The following is a 14571-nucleotide window of genomic DNA, read 5'->3' as shown; positions in this document are numbered from 1 at the left end:
GGGGCGTCGTCCCGCCGCTGTCACCCGCATCGACGCCTCCCGACTACCCGCCTACACCGTCCGGAGTAGTCTCTCAGCTCTCCCCGGCCGCCTCCCGGCGCGCGCGTGCCCGCCGTTTGCCCTCGTGCATGGCCTGGACCCGGGCGACCGGGATGGTGTGGCCCTCGGCGATCAGCCCGGCGTCCAGCTCCTGCGGTGCGGGCATCGCCGCCGCCCACGGGTCACCACCGGCGAGCAGCCCGGGTGCGGTCGCGAGGGTGAAATCGGCCGGGGTGACCTGATCGAGATCGGACCAGCCGACCGGGAACGACACCGGCACCCCCGGCCGGATCCGCGGACTGTAGGCCGCCGCGACGGTCGCCCCGCCGGCCCGTGTCGCGTCCAGGAACACCCTGCCGTGCCGGTCCTCGCGGATGAACGCGGTGGTGGCCAGCTCCGGATCGATCCGCTCGGCGCGGGCGGCCACCGCACGCTGGGCCGCCGCCACGTCCTCCACCGCGGGCTCACCGGCCAGCGGCACGAAGACGTGCACGCCCTTGGACCCGCTGGTCTTCACCGCACCGGACATGCCGACATCGGCGAGCGCCTCCCGGACCAGCCGGGCCGCGGCCACGGCGGCGGCGAAACCACCGTCCTCCGGCGGGTCCAGGTCCATGATCAGGTGGGTGGGGTGCGCCGAACCCGCGGTCATCAGGGCCGGGTGGTACTCCACGGCCCGCTGATTGCCCAGCCAGAACAGCGTGCGGCGGTCGTTGGCCAGCGCGTACGTCACCTCGCGATGCGACGCCTCGGCCCACACCGTGGCGCGGGGCACCCAGTCCGGCGTGTATTTCGGCAGGTTCTTCTGCATGAACCGCTCCTGGCCGCGGAGCACCCGGACGACCGACAGCGGACGGTCCCGCAGGACGGGCAGGAGGCAGCCGGCCACCGCGTCCAGATAGTCCACCAGATCCCGCTTGGTGGCACCGGCCCCGGGGAACAGCTCCTGATCCAGATTGGTCAGCGGTACGCCGTCGCGCTCCTCACCCATCCGCTCATCGTGCCCGATCGGGGCCGGATGCGCGCGCCCTCAGCCCTGCCGGACGAACTGCTTGGCCGCCGCGGCCAGCGCGCTCTGCAGGGCCGCCGGGTCACCCGAGGCCGAGTAGGCGCCGAGGGCCGCGTTGGCGGCGTTCTGCCAGGGCTGCGAGCAGGCCGATCCGTGGGCGCAGGACGGGACCGCCACACCGGACTTCCAGTCCTCGGCCGCCTCCAGTTGGTAGTCGGAGAAGCCGGTGGTCGGCGCGTCGGTGCGGGCCGGGATCGAGCCCTTCTGCGCGTTGAACGCCTGCTGCCCCTCGGGGGAGGCGACCGTCTGGAGCCAGCACGTGCCACCGGCCGCGTTGGCCGCCCCGGTGGTGAGCGCGAACGAGTCGGCGAGCCACTGGAACGCCTTGCCGTTGCCGGGGAAGGTGAAGGAGTCGTACCCGCTGAAGTTGTTGGCCTCCAGGTCGGCCGCGGCCCAGTCGCCCATCAGCTGGTAGCCGGCCTTGCCGTCGATGAGCAGCCGCTCCGCCTCCGGCCAGTCCAGCGAGTCCCGGTCGGCGTTGCTGAACCCGAGGATCGTGGCGTAGTCCTCGATCGCCGAGCGGACGGCCTTGCCATCCCACTTGGTGGTGCCGGTGAACAGGCCGGTGAACCGTTTCGGGCCCAGTTCGCTGATCAGCACCGCCTCCAGCAGCATCAGCTGGGTCCAGTCCCGGCCCAGGGCCAGCGGGGACTCGACGCCGTCCCGGCGCAGCCTGGTCAGGTTGGCGATGAAGTCCTTCATCGTCCGGGGTGCGGTGAGGATGCCGGACTCGGCGAGCACCTGGTCGTTGGTCCACACCACGTTGGCCCGGTGCACGCCGATCGGCACCGACCACAGCTTGCCGTTGACAGTGATCGTCTCGATCAGGCCCTCCGGCAGTGTCCCGGTCAGGCCCCACGACGAGAACTCGGCGGTCAGGTCCTTGATCTGCCCGGAGTCGATGTGGTCGAGCAGTTCCGCGCCGGCGTGGACCTGGAAGACGTCCGGCGGGTCGTTCTGCGCCAGGCGGGCGTTGAGCACCTGCTTGGCGTTGATCCCGGCACCACCGGGCACCGCGCCGCTGGTGAACTCCTGACCAGGGCAGGCGGTGGTGAACCGGTTGACCAGGGCGTCCAGGCCGGCTTTCTCGCCGCCCTCGGCCCACCACGTGAAGACCTCGACCTTCGCGGCGGTGGAGTCGTCCTCCCCGGTCCCGCAGGCGGACGTCAGCAGCAGTGCGGCGACGCTGACGACGGCCGCCAGGGCGCGTCGTGTGGTGCGCATGGACTTCCCCAATCATCCAAACTCGTCGTTGTCACGAGGACAATCGGAAGTACCGTGCCGCTTCACGTTCAAAGGTGTCAACTCGTGATCTATCGGTGCACGGACCGACCGTCCGTCATAGGGATCTTGAGCTGGGCGGATGTCGGGCGACAGTCCTGCGGCTGTGCTGAATGTAACTCACGGTTAATGGGTCGATGTGATGTGGGCCCTGTTCAGATGCGTGTCGGCGAAATCAACGGAGACTGAACCGTCACTGAACGTGAGTTGAGTCTTCGACCTAATTCCTCCGGGGTACGTCAAACGGGCCATAGCTGGCGGTCTATCCGGTTCGTCACAATCGGAGCATGACAACACCGGGCGACATCGCTCTGCTGATCGTTCTGGCCGCTGCCCTGATGGCGTGCGCCGGATACGCGGCGGGCCGCCTCCATCAGCGCCGGCAGAGCGGCCCCGACCTCCGTGACGCGTACAAGACCGGGTACGACGCGGCCACCCGCAGCGTCTTCAGCATGGCGGCCCGTGCCGCCGGCCGGAAGCCGGCGCCCGAGGAGGCCGCCGACGGTCCCGACGTGCCGGGCCAGCGGGAGGGCCGGCACGCCGTGCCCGAGGAACTGGTGCGGGCCAAGACCTACCGCCTGTCCTTCGACCGGGTGGCGCGGGCCAAGGTCCCGCGACAGGTGGAGATCGTCGACGATCCTGCTCAACCCGACCTCAACCCACGCACAGTCTCGTGACAGTGCGGGCATAGTCGTCGATGTTCTGCTGCCCGGGTCAGTGACTTCCGACTCCGATTAAGGCGGCAAACTTGACCGGGCAGCACAGGGACAACGCGGCCTATGTCCGCGAGGTCCACGACAAGGGACTGGCCTTCGACCTGGCCACGATGAGCCGGCGCCGGATGCTCTACGTGATCGGCGGCGCCGGCGCGGCCGCGATGATCGGCGCCGGCATCTTCAACACGGCCGAGGACGCCGACGCGGCTCTCACCGAGGTGGCGTCCGAGACCGCCGGGCCGTACCCCGCCGACGGATCCAACGGCATCGACGTGCGGACCGAGTCGGGGATCGTGCGCAGCGACATCCGCTCCTCCTTCGGCACGTCCACCACCACGGCCGAGGGGGTGCCCTTCGCGTTCTCCCTCACCGTGCAGGACCTGGACGGCGCGGCGCTGGCCGGTGCCGCCGTCTACGCCTGGCACTGCGACCGGGACGGCAACTACTCCCTCTACTCCACGGGTATCACCGAGGAGAACTACCTGCGTGGCATCCAGGAGACCGACGAGACCGGCACGGTCACCTTCACCAGCATCTTCCCGGCCTGCTACTCGGGCCGGTGGCCGCACATCCACTTCGAGGTCTACGCGTCGCTGGAGAACGCGACGAACGGCGCGGGCCCGATCATCAAGACCTCCCAGATCGCGATCCCGGAGGACGTCTCCGACGTCGTCTACGCCACCGAGGGGTACGCCCAGAGCGTCACCAACCTCAGCCAGATCACCCTGGCCACCGACAACGTGTTCAGCGACGACCTGGCGGCGACCGAGATGGCGACGGTCACCGGCAGCGTCGAGGAGGGTTACGTCGCGGTGCTGACCGTGGCGGTCGACCCCGACGACGTGGAGACCGGTGGCGGCGGGACCCCGCCGTCGGGTGAGCCCCGTCCGGCCCGCCCCCGTCGGCCACCGCCTCGCCGTCGGCGAGCGAGTCGGCGTCGGCCAGCGCTTCCGCAAGTGCCAGCGCTTCCGCAAGTGCCAGCGCTTCCGTCAGCGCGTCGGCCGGCGCCACTGCCGCCCCGTCACGCCGGCCTCAGCAGCCCCGGCCGCAGCAGCCGCAGCCGCGGAGGGAATCGCACTGGTGGGCGCCGTGGACCTGGTGACCCGCTGAGAGACCACGGGGTCCCGGCCGCCCCCTCCGGGATCCCGTACCTCAGCTCTGCGCCGCCTCGACCGCCTCGCGCAACCCCCGGGCGGCCAGCCGGTCGGCCCGCTCGTTCTCCGGATGCCCGGCGTGCCCCTTCACCCAGTGCCAGCTGACGTCGTGCCGCCGGACCGCCTCGTCGAGCCGTTTCCACAGGTCCACGTTCTTCACCGGCTGACGGGCCGAGGTCATCCAGCCGTTCCGCTTCCAGTTGTGCATGTACTGCGTGATGCCGTTGCGCACGTAGACGCTGTCGGTGTAGATCTCCACCGTGAGCGGTGCCCGGTTCAGCGCCTCCAGGGCCCGGATCGGCGCCATCAACTCCATCCGGTTGTTGGTGGTCGAGGCCGCCTCACCACCGCAGAGATCCTTCTCCGCCGCACCCCAGCGCAGCACCGCTCCCCAGCCGCCCGGACCGGGGTTCGGGGCACACGCCCCGTCGGTGTAGATCTGCACGACGCTCATACCTGGAGACGATAAGGCCCGGCTTCCGGTAGGAGGTCTCCACGTGCTCGGTGCGGGAGTGTGGGACAGGCCATCGGCGGACGACCGCCGGGCGGGAGCGGTCAGCGGGCCACCGTATGGTGGCGGGGGCGGACGAATCCGGATGGGCGGGACTCATGGTTGGTGGCGACGCGGCCGCGGTCGAGGTGCGGGACGTCGTGGTGCGTTATGGCGACACGACAGCCGTCGACGGTGTGTCCCTGACCCTGCCACGCGGGCGAGTGCTCGCCCTGCTCGGGCACAACGGCGCCGGCAAGACCAGCCTGCTCCAGGTCTGCGAGGGTTTCCGCGGGCCGGACGGCGGTCAGGCGCGGGTGCTGGGGCTCGACCCGGTCGGCGACCACGACGAGCTGATGCCCCGACTCGGGATCATGCTGCAGTCCGGTGGTGTCTACCCGTGGGCGACGGCGGGGGAGATCCTGCGCCTGTTCGCGTCGTTCGCGGCCCACCCGCTCGACACCGACATGCTGCTGGACCGGCTCGGCCTGCGGAGGTTCGAGCGCACCCGGTTCCGCCGGCTGTCCGGCGGCGAGCAGCAGAGGCTCAGTCTCGCTGTGGCCCTGGTCGGCCGGCCCGAGCTGGTCTTCCTCGACGAGCCGACGGCCGGCATGGACACCGAGGCCCGGCACACCACCTGGCAGCTGATCGAGGAGCTGCGCGCCGACGGCGTGTCGGTGCTGCTCACCACCCATCTGCTCGACGAGGCCGAGCGTCTCGCCGACGACGTCGTGATCATGCGGTCCGGCACCGTCGCGGCGACCGGCACCCCGGCCGAGCTGACCTCGGCGGCGGCCGTCGACGTCCTGGAGGTGCGGGCCGACCCGGGTCTCGACCTGGCCGGGCTGCGCGCCGGGCGGACGGTGGCCGAGCCCTCGCCCGGGCTCTACACGATCTCCGGCGGCCTGGACACCGCGGGGCTCGCCGAGGTGCTGGGCTGGTTCGCCGCCGCGGGCGCCGACGTGACGGCGATCAACACGCGCCGCCGCACCCTGGAGGACGTCTACCTCTCCCTGACCACCACGCAGACCCCGGTGGGAGCCGCCCCGTGAGCACCTTCGCCCCCGCCCCCGGCCGGGCCCCGATGCGCACCATCCTGACCCGTCAGATCCGGATGGAGCTGCTGCTGACCGCCCGCCGTGGCGAGGCCGTGGTCCTGGCGATGGGCGTGCCGCTGCTGGTGCTGCTCGGTGCGGGCCTGTTCGACGTCACCAAGCTGCCGACCGGCGACCGGCTCGGCTGGGTGGTCCCCGGGGTGCTCGCGCTCACCGTCATGTCGACGGCGTTCACCGGGCAGGCCATCACCACCGGATATGAGCGCAGCTACGGCGTACTCAAACGGCTCGGCGCCTCACCGCTGACCCGGCCCGGCCTGCTGATCGCCAAGACCGCCGCCGTGCTGGCCCAGATCGCCGTGCAGGTGCTGGTCCTGGCGCTGGTCGGGCTCGCGGTGGGCTGGCGGCCGGAGGCCGGCGCCCTGCTCCCGGCGATCGGGGTGACGGTGCTCGCCGCCGCCGGTTACAGCGGGCTGGCGCTGCTGCTGGCCAGCGTGATGAAACCGGAGACCACCACCGGCGCGGCCACCCTGATCTACGTGGTGATGCTGTCCGTCGGCGGGATCATGTTCAGTGCGCCCGACCTGGGCACGGCCGGCTGGTTCCTGCTGCCGCTCGCCGCGCACGCCGAGGCGCTGCGGGAGACGCTGATGCACGGCGGCTCGGTGCCGCTCGGCATCTGGCTGGCGCTGGGCACCTGGGCGATCGTCTGGCTGACCGCCGCCGCCCGCAACTTCAAGTGGGAGTGACCGGCGTGTCCATCGATCGGTGGACAACCGGTGACAGCCGCGTGGTCGTCCCGGTGGGCGCCGCGACAGAGCACGATCAGACGTATGGAAGCCATCGAGGTAACCGGACTTCGTAAGACATACGGCGGGCAGGACGCGGTCGCCGGGATCGATCTCGTCGTCGCCCGTGGCGAGATCTTCTCCCTGCTCGGCCCGAACGGTGCGGGCAAGACCACCACCGTGGAGATCCTGGAGGGGCACCGCCGCCGGACCGCCGGCGACGTGCGGGTGCTCGGTGAGGACCCGGGCACGGCCGGCTCGGCGTGGCGGTCCCGGATCGGGATCGTGCTGCAGGACGCCGACGACGCCGCCGACCTGACCGTCCACGAGATGGTCAAGCACATCGGCGGGTTCTATCCGGACCCGCGGAAGGCCGACGAGGCGATCGAGCTCGTCGGGCTGACCGCGAAACGCAACAGCAAGATCCGTACCCTCTCCGGCGGTCAGCGGCGCCGCGTCGACGTGGCGCTCGGCATCGTCGGCCGCCCCGAGTTGCTCTTCCTCGACGAGCCGACCACGGGTTTCGACCCGGAGGCACGCCGCCAGTTCTGGGATCTGATCCGCACCCTCGCCGCCGACGGCACCACGATCGTGCTGACCACCCACTACCTGGACGAGGCGGAGGCGCTCGCCGACCGGCTGGCTGTCGTCTCGGCCGGCCGGATCGTCGCCGAGGGCACCCCGGCCACCCTGGGCGGGCGGGGCGCCGCCGAGGCCCGGGTCAGCTGGACCGAGAACGGGACGGTCCGGTCCGAGCAGGTCAGCGACCCGAGCGACCTGATCCGTCACCTGGTGGCGTCCGGCGCCGACCTGAGCACCCTCACGATCACCCGTCCGACCCTCGAGGACACCTACCTGAGCCTGATCGGAGCCACCCGATGATCGCCATGAGCCTGAGCCGCGGCCACGTGGAGCTGCTCCAGTTCCTGCGCGACCGGACCGCGGTGGTGTTCACCTTCTTCTTCCCGGCGCTGCTCCTACTGTTGTTCGGCACCATCTTCGGCAGCGAGTCCACCGAGACCGGCGTGGCGGTGAGCCGGATCTTCACGGCCAGCATGATCGCCTACGGCATCCTCAACACGGCGTTCGTGACGATGGGGTCCGGGCTGGCGATGGACCGTGAGGACGGGACGCTCAAACGCCTCCGCGGTACCCCGATGCCGGCTACGGCGTACCTCGTCGGCAAGGGTCTTCTGGTCTTCGCCCTGAGTGTGGCCGAGGTCGCCTTCCTGATCCTGATGGGCGTCGTGGTCTTCGACATGCCGCTGCCGCCGGCCGATCACTGGGTGACGTTCGTGTGGATCTTCGTGCTCTCGACGGTCGCCTGCTCGCTGCTCGGCATCGCGGTCAGTGGCCTGGTCAAGAACGCCCGCAACGCCGGCGCCATCCTGAACGTGCCGGTGGTGGCGCTGCAGTTCATCTCCGGCGTCTTCATCCACCCGATGACCCAGCTGCCGGAGTGGCTGCAGAACGTCGCGTCGATCTTCCCGGTCCGCTGGATGGCGCAGGGTTTCCGCTACGTCTTCCTGCCCGACGAGGCGAAGGCGCAGGAGATCGGTGGCGCATGGAACCTCGGCACGGTGGCCGTGGTGCTCGGTGTGTGGTGTGTGGTCGGATTGGTGCTGTGCCTGGTGACGTTCCGGTGGAGCGGTCGCGACAAGTGAGCGAGTCGCAGTCCTCCTACTGGCTGTGGGAGTTGTTCTTCGCGGTCACGGTGGTCGCCGTCGGTGCCGCGGTGGTCATCGTGGACGGTTTCGAGCCCTGGCGGCGAGTGATCGCGCTCGCCGCCGTCGGCGCGATGTTCCTGCTGCATCTGCTGGTCGGCCGGCCGTTGATCGCCCGCGACGCGGAGAACACGGCCGCCCTGGTCACCCTGCTCACCCAGCTGGTCCTCTTCGGCGTCGCGGTCTGGGCCGTCCCGCTGGTGACGTGGCTGATGTTCGCGGTCATCCCGGTGATCTTCCAGATGGTGGCGGTGCGGCTCGCGATCATCCTCGTGGTGGTGGCCAACCTGATCCCGGTCGGGGTGGAGGCCTGGTACAACCCCGGCGACGTCGGCATGGACATCGTCATCGCGGCGATCTCCACCGGCGCCGGCATCTGCATCGGCCTCTGGATCCTCAAGACGCTGCACGAGAGCGAGCAGCGGGCGACGCTCATCACCGAACTGGAGGCGAGCCGCGCCGAGGTGGCCCGGCTCTCCCACGAGGCCGGGGTCGCCGCCGAGCGGACCCGCCTCGCCGGGGAGATCCACGACACCCTCGCCCAGGGCTTCACCAGCATCATCACGCTGGTCCAGGCGGCCGATCCGGCGCTGCGCGACGAGCGGCTGGCGCTCGCCGTGCGTACCGCACGGGAGAATCTCGCGGAATCCCGGGCCCTGGTCGCGGCCCTCTCACCGACGGCGTTGGCTTCCGCTTCACTTCCCGAGGCGGTACGCCGTAGTGCCGCACGATTCACGGAAGAGGCCGGTGTGCCCGCTTCCGTCCGTATCACCGGCGACGTCTACGGATTGCCCACCCGTACGGAGGTGGTGTTGCTCCGGGCGGCGCAGGAGGCCCTCACCAATGTGCGGCGCCACGCTTCCGCACAGGAGGTGGCGGTCCTGCTCGCCTATTCGCCGTCGGCGGTGCGGCTGGTGATCCGCGACGACGGCTGCGGGATCAAGTCCGATATCTCTGAAGGTTTCGGGCTTTCCGGAATGCGGACCCGCGCCTCGCAGGTCGACGGCTCCCTGGCCGTCCGCAGCGACCCCGACACCGGCACCACCGTCGAACTGGAGATCCCCGCGTGATCCGCACCCTGTTCGTCCTCCGCGTCCTCCGCTCCGTCCCCGGGAGGCCGGCGTGATCCGCATCCTGCTGGTCGATGACCATCCCGTGGTGCGGATGGGGCTGCGCGGCATGCTCGACGCCGAACCCGATCTGACGGTCGTCGGTGAGGCGTCCTCCGGTGCTGAGGGCTTCGACCAGGCCCTCGCGCTCACGCCGGACATCGTGCTCATGGACCTGCGGATGCCCGGCGGCGACGGCGTCGAGGCCACCGGCCGGATCCTGTCGTCGACCCCCGGTGTGCGGGTCATGGTGCTGACCACCTACGAGTCGGACCGTGACATCCTGCGCGCCATCGAGGCCGGCGCCTCCGGTTACCTGCTGAAGGACGCCTCCCCGAAGGAACTGGCCGACGCGGTGCGGGCGGCCGCCCGCGGCGAGACGGTGCTCGCGCCGAGTGTGGCCTCGACCCTGGTGCGCCAAGTGCGCAGTCCGGCCCCGCCGGGCCTCTCCGCGCGCGAGACTGAGGTGCTCGAGCTGGTCGCGGCCGGCCTGACCAACGCCGACATCGGCAAGCGGTTGTTCATCAGTGAGGCGACCGTCAAGACGCACCTGCTGCGCGTGTTCAACAAGCTCGACGTGGCGGACCGCACGGCCGCGGTCACCACGGCCATGCGGCACGGGCTCATCTGACACACACATAATCAGAATTCGTCTCATAAGGGCCATTCCGGGCAGCTAGATTACGGACGGCGCGTCCCTGTCTACGCAGCTCAGCCCGTGCGCGCCCGGCCGGAGGAGACGACATGCGTGTACGACGTTCCCATCGGATCCCGGCGCCCGCGGTGCCGTTCCGCCTGTGGGCGCCGGCTCGTTTCCGGTCAGCGGTCTCGTTCGTCGTCGCCGCCGCCCTCACCCCGATCGTGGTGCTCGTGCCGGCCACCCCCGCACACGCCGCACCCGGCGAGATCATCATCGAGGCGGACATCGAGGATGCCGAGGACGGCACCTTCACCTTCGAGATCCGCCGGATCGGGCCCACCATCGGCATGGGTGCGGCCACCGTCCACTACGACACCGTCACCGCCCCGGACAGCACGTTCGCCGGCGCCACCCCCGGCGTCGACTTCACCCTGCCAGCGACGACGTCCAGCACGTTCGCCGAAAGCACCCGCGACGTCATCAAACGCGTCACCGTCCACGGCATCACCGACCCGAACGACGAATACGACGAACGTTTCGCCCTGCGCCTGTTCGCCGCCGACAACACGCCGATCACCGAGGCGTGGGGCACGATGCTCGACAACGACGACCCGCCCACCTATTCGGTCGGCCCGATCACGGTCGACGAGTCGGCGACCACCGCGACGGTCACCGCGACCCTCTCCAACTTCTCCGCCAAACCCGTGTCGATCCCGTACCGGACGGTCAACGACACCGCGACGGCCGGCGAGGACTACACCCCCAAGGAGGGGATGCTCGACTTCACCGTGGGGCAGGCCACCGCCACCGTCGGCGTGACCCTGCTCCCGGACGACCGGGACGAGGGCGCCAGCGAGAAGTTCAAGCTCGACACCACCGGCACCGGGAACACCGCGATCAACGCGACACCCAGCCTGACCACCACCGACCTGACCGCCGACGTGACGATCACCGACGACGACGCCCCCTCGGTCATCTCCATCGGGAACGCGCCCTCGGTGCGGGAGGGCGACACCCTCCGTTTCCCGGTCACCCTCGACAAGGCGTCGAACCTGTCGATCACGGCCAACGCCAACACCGGCGGAACCGCGACCGCGGGCGACGACTACACGGCATTGACCAACGCGCCGGTCACCATCGCACCCGGACAGACCACCGCGACCGTGTCGGTGCCGACGGTCAGCGACAGCGACAACGCCGAGAACGAGAACGTGACGGTCACGCTGAGCGGGCAGGTCAACGCCGACCTGGGCACCGCCACCGGAACCGGCTCGATCGTCGACTCGCTCGTCACCGTCACCCCGGTCGAGACCATCGACGAGACCGAGCACGAACAGCACTTCGACATCGCCCTCGCGCACGCGGCCACCAGCCCGATCCAGATCGGCTACACCGTGGCCGCGGGAACCGCCAGCTCACCGGCCGACTTCACGGCGGGCTCCGACACCCTGACCTTCGCCACGGGCGAGACGACCAAACGGATCGCCGTCCCGATCCACGCCGACACCGTCCACGAGAGCGGTGGCGAGACCTTCACCATCACGCTCACCAACCCGGGCGGCGGCGTGACCGGTGGTCTCGGCACGTCGACCTTCACCATCGTCGACGACGACACGCTGCCGACGTTGTCGACGATGACGACGAGCATCGACCGGGCCGAGGAGGACGGCGACAACACGGCGACCTTCGTGGCCGGCCTCAGCAACGCCAGCAACCAGCCCATCACCCTGGCGATCACGAACGACGACGCGGGTGGCACGACCGAGGGCGGAACCGCGCCCGGCAAGAACGACTACGACTTCCCGTCGACCGTGACGATCCCGGCCGGCAGCACCAGCGTGAACATCCCGGTGACGGTCCACGGCGACGACGTCTACGAGGCCGACGAGACCGCCGCCTTCACCGTCGGGCGCGGCGGCGGCGAGACGGACGTGGCAGCCGGCACCCTCAGCACGTCATTGGTGCTGCGCAACGACGACGACCTGCCGGTGGTCACCCTCATCGCGCCCGCGGCCGCCGACGAGGGCACCGCCTCCGTGCCGGTCACCGCAACGGTGACGGGCAGTGCTGAGGCGATCATCCCCTTCACCGTGACGGTGGATGAGGGCAGCACCGACGGCACGGACGGCATCGACGACTTCGACCCGGCGAACCTCACCCTCTCCGACGACATCGATCCGGGGGAGACGAACCTGGACCTCGGTTCGGTGGCGGTCAAGGCCGACGCCGTCGACGATGACGACGACAGCTTCTCGATCACCCTGATCCCCACCGCCGGCATGGTCCAGAAGTCAAAGACCATCGCCATCACGGACCAGAGCACCGACCTGCCGCCGCGGGTGGTCGGCTCCAATGCGCTCACGGTGGGTGAGGAGGAGATCAGCATCGACGTCCCGGTCACCCTCGACTTCGTGGGCGTCACCGGCAACACCGCCACCTCGACCGACAAGACGATCACCGTCAACTACGCGACCAGCGACGGCACCGCGACCGCCGGGACCGACTACACGACGACGAACACGCCGCCGCTCAGTTTCGTCGCACCGGACAACGCCGTTGCCGCCTCGATCACACAGAACATCACCGTTCCGATCCTCGATGACAGCGCCTTCGAGGTCGACGAGAACTTCTCCGTCGCGTTGACCAGCGCTTCGACGGTGGTCGACGGCACGACGACGGTGACCATCGAAGACGAGCCCGACCCCAAACCGACCTTCGGCGTCACCGCGAACCACGCCATGGCGGAGACGGGGACGGCGACGTTCACCGTGACGCTGTCCGAACCGGCCTCCGCCGCCACGGACTTCGACGTAACGGTGACCGGCGGCACCGCGACCGAGGCGGTCGCCGGTATCGGCAGCGACGACTACGACGCGCCCAGCGGCACTGTGACGATCCCCAAGGACCACACGACGGCGGCTATCACCTTCGCGGTGAAGCCCGACGACGTCTACGAAGGCAACGAGACCGTCGACATCACCATCGAACCCGATGCCACCGCGGACAACATCCAGACGGCCACTCTGAACCGCACACTGACGATCACCGACGGCGAATCGGTGCCGGTGATCACCCTCGACAACGTGGCCACGACCGCGTCCGAGGGCGACCAGCTGATGATCCGCGCGACGCCGAACATTGCGACCGAGGTGGCCCTGACATACAACGTCGCGCTGGCCGGCGACGCAACGCAGAGCGACGCGGCGGAGCCCGAGGACTTCACCGAGGGCAACGTCCTGACCGAGACCATTCCGGCAGGCAGCGCCGCCGGGGTGCCGGTGACCCTCCAGACGGTCGATCTCGAGGACGACCAGGCCGACGAGTACACCGAGCAGATCAAGGCCACGGTCACCAACCTCGTGCCCACCGGGCCGAGCCCGGTGGAGGGCTTCTACAAGATCGTCGACGATGCGAACGATCTGACGCCGGAGATCACCACGGCGGGCACGGTCAACGTGGGCGAGGGCGATGGTGACGCCACGGTTCCGGTGACGCTGAGTTGGGCCGGTCTGCCGAACACGAACGACGCGTCCTCCACCCAGAAGACGCTCACGGTGGATTACGCCACCGCCGATGACACGGCGACAGCGGGGGAGGACTACGCGGCTGATTCGGACACCCTGACGTTCCCGGCAGATGATCTGACGCCGCAGGACATCGTGGTGCCGTTGGTGGACGGCTCGGTCTACGAGCTGTCCGAGCAGTTCAAGGTCAACCTGAGCGGTGTCGTGGGTGACGAGGCCGGCGACAGTCTGATCGCTGATCCGGAGACGTCGGTGGTGATCGCCGATGATGACAGTGGGAACAAGCCGACGTATTCGGTGACGGCTCCGGCGAATCCGGTCGGTGAGGGTGCGGGTGGTCAGTTCACGGTGGACCTGACCTCGGACGCCGTTTCGGACATCACGTTCGATGTCACGGTGACTGCCGGTGGGGTGCCGAGTGCGGTGAGCGGCGACTATTCCCTGCCGTCGGCGACGGTGACGGTGTTGAAGGGCAGCGATACCGCGACGTTCACCGTGAATGCAGTGGATGACGATCTCTATGAGGGTGCGGAGACCGCGACGGTCGTGGTGAAGCCTGCTGTCTCCGAGACCGATGTGCAGGCGGGTACCGAGTCGGACGGTGGCGAGCACGGTGTCTTGACGATCGCCGATGCCGACGCGATCCCGACCATCACGCTGGAGCCGGTTCTCGATGCCGAGGAGGGCGATACGCTCACCGTCGTCGCGAAGCCGAGTGGCAAGGCCGAGCGGGACATGGACTACACCGTGGTGATCGCGGGCACCGGTGACAACCCGGCCACCGTCACCGACGACTACACCGCGACCCCGGTGCCGGTCACCATCCTCGGCAGTACCCCGGCGGGAACCGGTGTCGACTTCCTGGAAGTCGATCTGGCGGACGACCAGGCTGACGAGTACGACGAGACGTTCAAGGTCACCGTCACCAATGACACCTACACGTCGGCGGATCCGGTTGAGCAGACGTACTCGATCGCTGACG

12 protein-coding genes are annotated in these 14571 nt (G+C 69.6%); 9 read left to right on the top strand and 3 right to left on the bottom strand.

Annotation, left to right across the window (positions count from 1 at the left end):
- Positions 1–73 precede the first annotated feature (73 nt).
- Positions 74–1030 (bottom strand): DNA polymerase domain-containing protein, encoded by a 957-nt coding sequence (locus tag ACFO0C_RS46525; protein WP_378073306.1) that lies wholly within the window; start codon positions 1028–1030, stop codon positions 74–76.
- Between the two features lie 39 nt (positions 1031–1069).
- The gene (locus tag ACFO0C_RS46520) at positions 1070–2332 is read right to left on the bottom strand and encodes an ABC transporter substrate-binding protein (RefSeq protein ID WP_378073305.1); all 1263 of its coding nucleotides are present in this window, start codon (positions 2330–2332) and stop codon (positions 1070–1072) included.
- 344 nt (positions 2333–2676) lie between these two features.
- Between ACFO0C_RS46520 and ACFO0C_RS46515 the strand changes: the two genes are divergently transcribed.
- Both ACFO0C_RS46515 and ACFO0C_RS46510 read left to right on the top strand, forming a co-directional pair.
- Positions 2677–3066 (top strand): hypothetical protein, encoded by a 390-nt coding sequence (locus ACFO0C_RS46515; protein ID WP_378073304.1) that lies wholly within the window; start codon positions 2677–2679, stop codon positions 3064–3066.
- 71 nt (positions 3067–3137) lie between these two features.
- Entirely contained in the window at positions 3138–4364 is a 1227-nt protein-coding gene (locus ACFO0C_RS46510; RefSeq protein ID WP_378073303.1) for a dioxygenase family protein, read from the top strand.
- On the opposite strand, the gene rnhA is transcribed toward ACFO0C_RS46510, so the two are convergent.
- Positions 4258–4713 (bottom strand): ribonuclease HI, encoded by a 456-nt coding sequence (gene rnhA, locus ACFO0C_RS46505; protein ID WP_378073302.1) that lies wholly within the window; start codon positions 4711–4713, stop codon positions 4258–4260. The genes ACFO0C_RS46510 and rnhA overlap by 107 nt on opposite strands.
- A gap of 155 nt (positions 4714–4868) precedes the next feature.
- On the opposite strand from rnhA, the gene ACFO0C_RS46500 reads away from it, so the two are divergent.
- The 7 genes from ACFO0C_RS46500 to ACFO0C_RS46470 all read left to right on the top strand — a co-directional run.
- Positions 4869–5801 carry an ABC transporter ATP-binding protein gene (locus ACFO0C_RS46500; protein ID WP_378073301.1) on the top strand — a complete coding sequence of 311 codons (933 nt, stop codon included), beginning with the start codon at positions 4869–4871 and terminating at the stop codon, positions 5799–5801.
- On the top strand, positions 5798–6553 hold the full coding sequence (locus ACFO0C_RS46495) for an ABC transporter permease (protein ID WP_378073300.1): 756 nt from the start codon (positions 5798–5800) through the stop codon (positions 6551–6553). The genes ACFO0C_RS46500 and ACFO0C_RS46495 overlap by 4 nt, the downstream gene beginning before the upstream one ends.
- A gap of 84 nt (positions 6554–6637) precedes the next feature.
- The gene (locus ACFO0C_RS46490) at positions 6638–7474 is read left to right on the top strand and encodes an ABC transporter ATP-binding protein (protein ID WP_378073299.1); all 837 of its coding nucleotides are present in this window, start codon (positions 6638–6640) and stop codon (positions 7472–7474) included.
- Complete coding sequence (locus tag ACFO0C_RS46485) at positions 7471–8256, top strand: ABC transporter permease (protein WP_378073298.1); 786 nt, start codon at positions 7471–7473, stop codon at positions 8254–8256. Before ACFO0C_RS46490 ends, ACFO0C_RS46485 begins: the two co-directional genes overlap by 4 nt.
- Entirely contained in the window at positions 8253–9386 is a 1134-nt protein-coding gene (locus ACFO0C_RS46480) for a sensor histidine kinase (RefSeq protein WP_378073297.1), read from the top strand. The genes ACFO0C_RS46485 and ACFO0C_RS46480 overlap by 4 nt, the downstream gene beginning before the upstream one ends.
- A 52-nt stretch (positions 9387–9438) precedes the next feature.
- Positions 9439–10056, top strand: a complete 618-nt coding sequence (locus ACFO0C_RS46475; protein ID WP_378073296.1) for a response regulator — start codon at positions 9439–9441, stop codon at positions 10054–10056.
- Between the two features lie 113 nt (positions 10057–10169).
- On the top strand, positions 10170–14571 hold a 4402-nt coding region (locus tag ACFO0C_RS46470; RefSeq protein WP_378073295.1), incomplete at its 3' end, for a Calx-beta domain-containing protein.

The sequence above is a fragment of the Actinoplanes subglobosus genome (assembly GCF_042650585.1).
Taxonomy (GTDB): Bacteria; Actinomycetota; Actinomycetes; order Mycobacteriales; family Micromonosporaceae; genus Actinoplanes; species Actinoplanes subglobosus.
This window is presented reverse-complemented; position numbering and strand designations above follow the sequence as displayed.

What these genes read in the sequence shown, in the direction of transcription:
- ACFO0C_RS46525 (WP_378073306.1), bottom strand. Translation starts at nt 1,030, where the DNA reads ATGGGTGAGGAGCGCGACGGCGTACCGCTGACCAATCTGGATCAGGAG.
- ACFO0C_RS46520 (WP_378073305.1), bottom strand. Translation starts at nt 2,332, where the DNA reads ATGCGCACCACACGACGCGCCCTGGCGGCCGTCGTCAGCGTCGCCGCA.
- ACFO0C_RS46515 (WP_378073304.1), top strand. Translation starts at nt 2,677, where the DNA reads ATGACAACACCGGGCGACATCGCTCTGCTGATCGTTCTGGCCGCTGCC.
- rnhA (WP_378073302.1), bottom strand. Translation starts at nt 4,713, where the DNA reads ATGAGCGTCGTGCAGATCTACACCGACGGGGCGTGTGCCCCGAACCCC.
- ACFO0C_RS46500 (WP_378073301.1), top strand. Translation starts at nt 4,869, where the DNA reads ATGGTTGGTGGCGACGCGGCCGCGGTCGAGGTGCGGGACGTCGTGGTG.
- ACFO0C_RS46490 (WP_378073299.1), top strand. Translation starts at nt 6,638, where the DNA reads ATGGAAGCCATCGAGGTAACCGGACTTCGTAAGACATACGGCGGGCAG.
- ACFO0C_RS46485 (WP_378073298.1), top strand. Translation starts at nt 7,471, where the DNA reads ATGATCGCCATGAGCCTGAGCCGCGGCCACGTGGAGCTGCTCCAGTTC.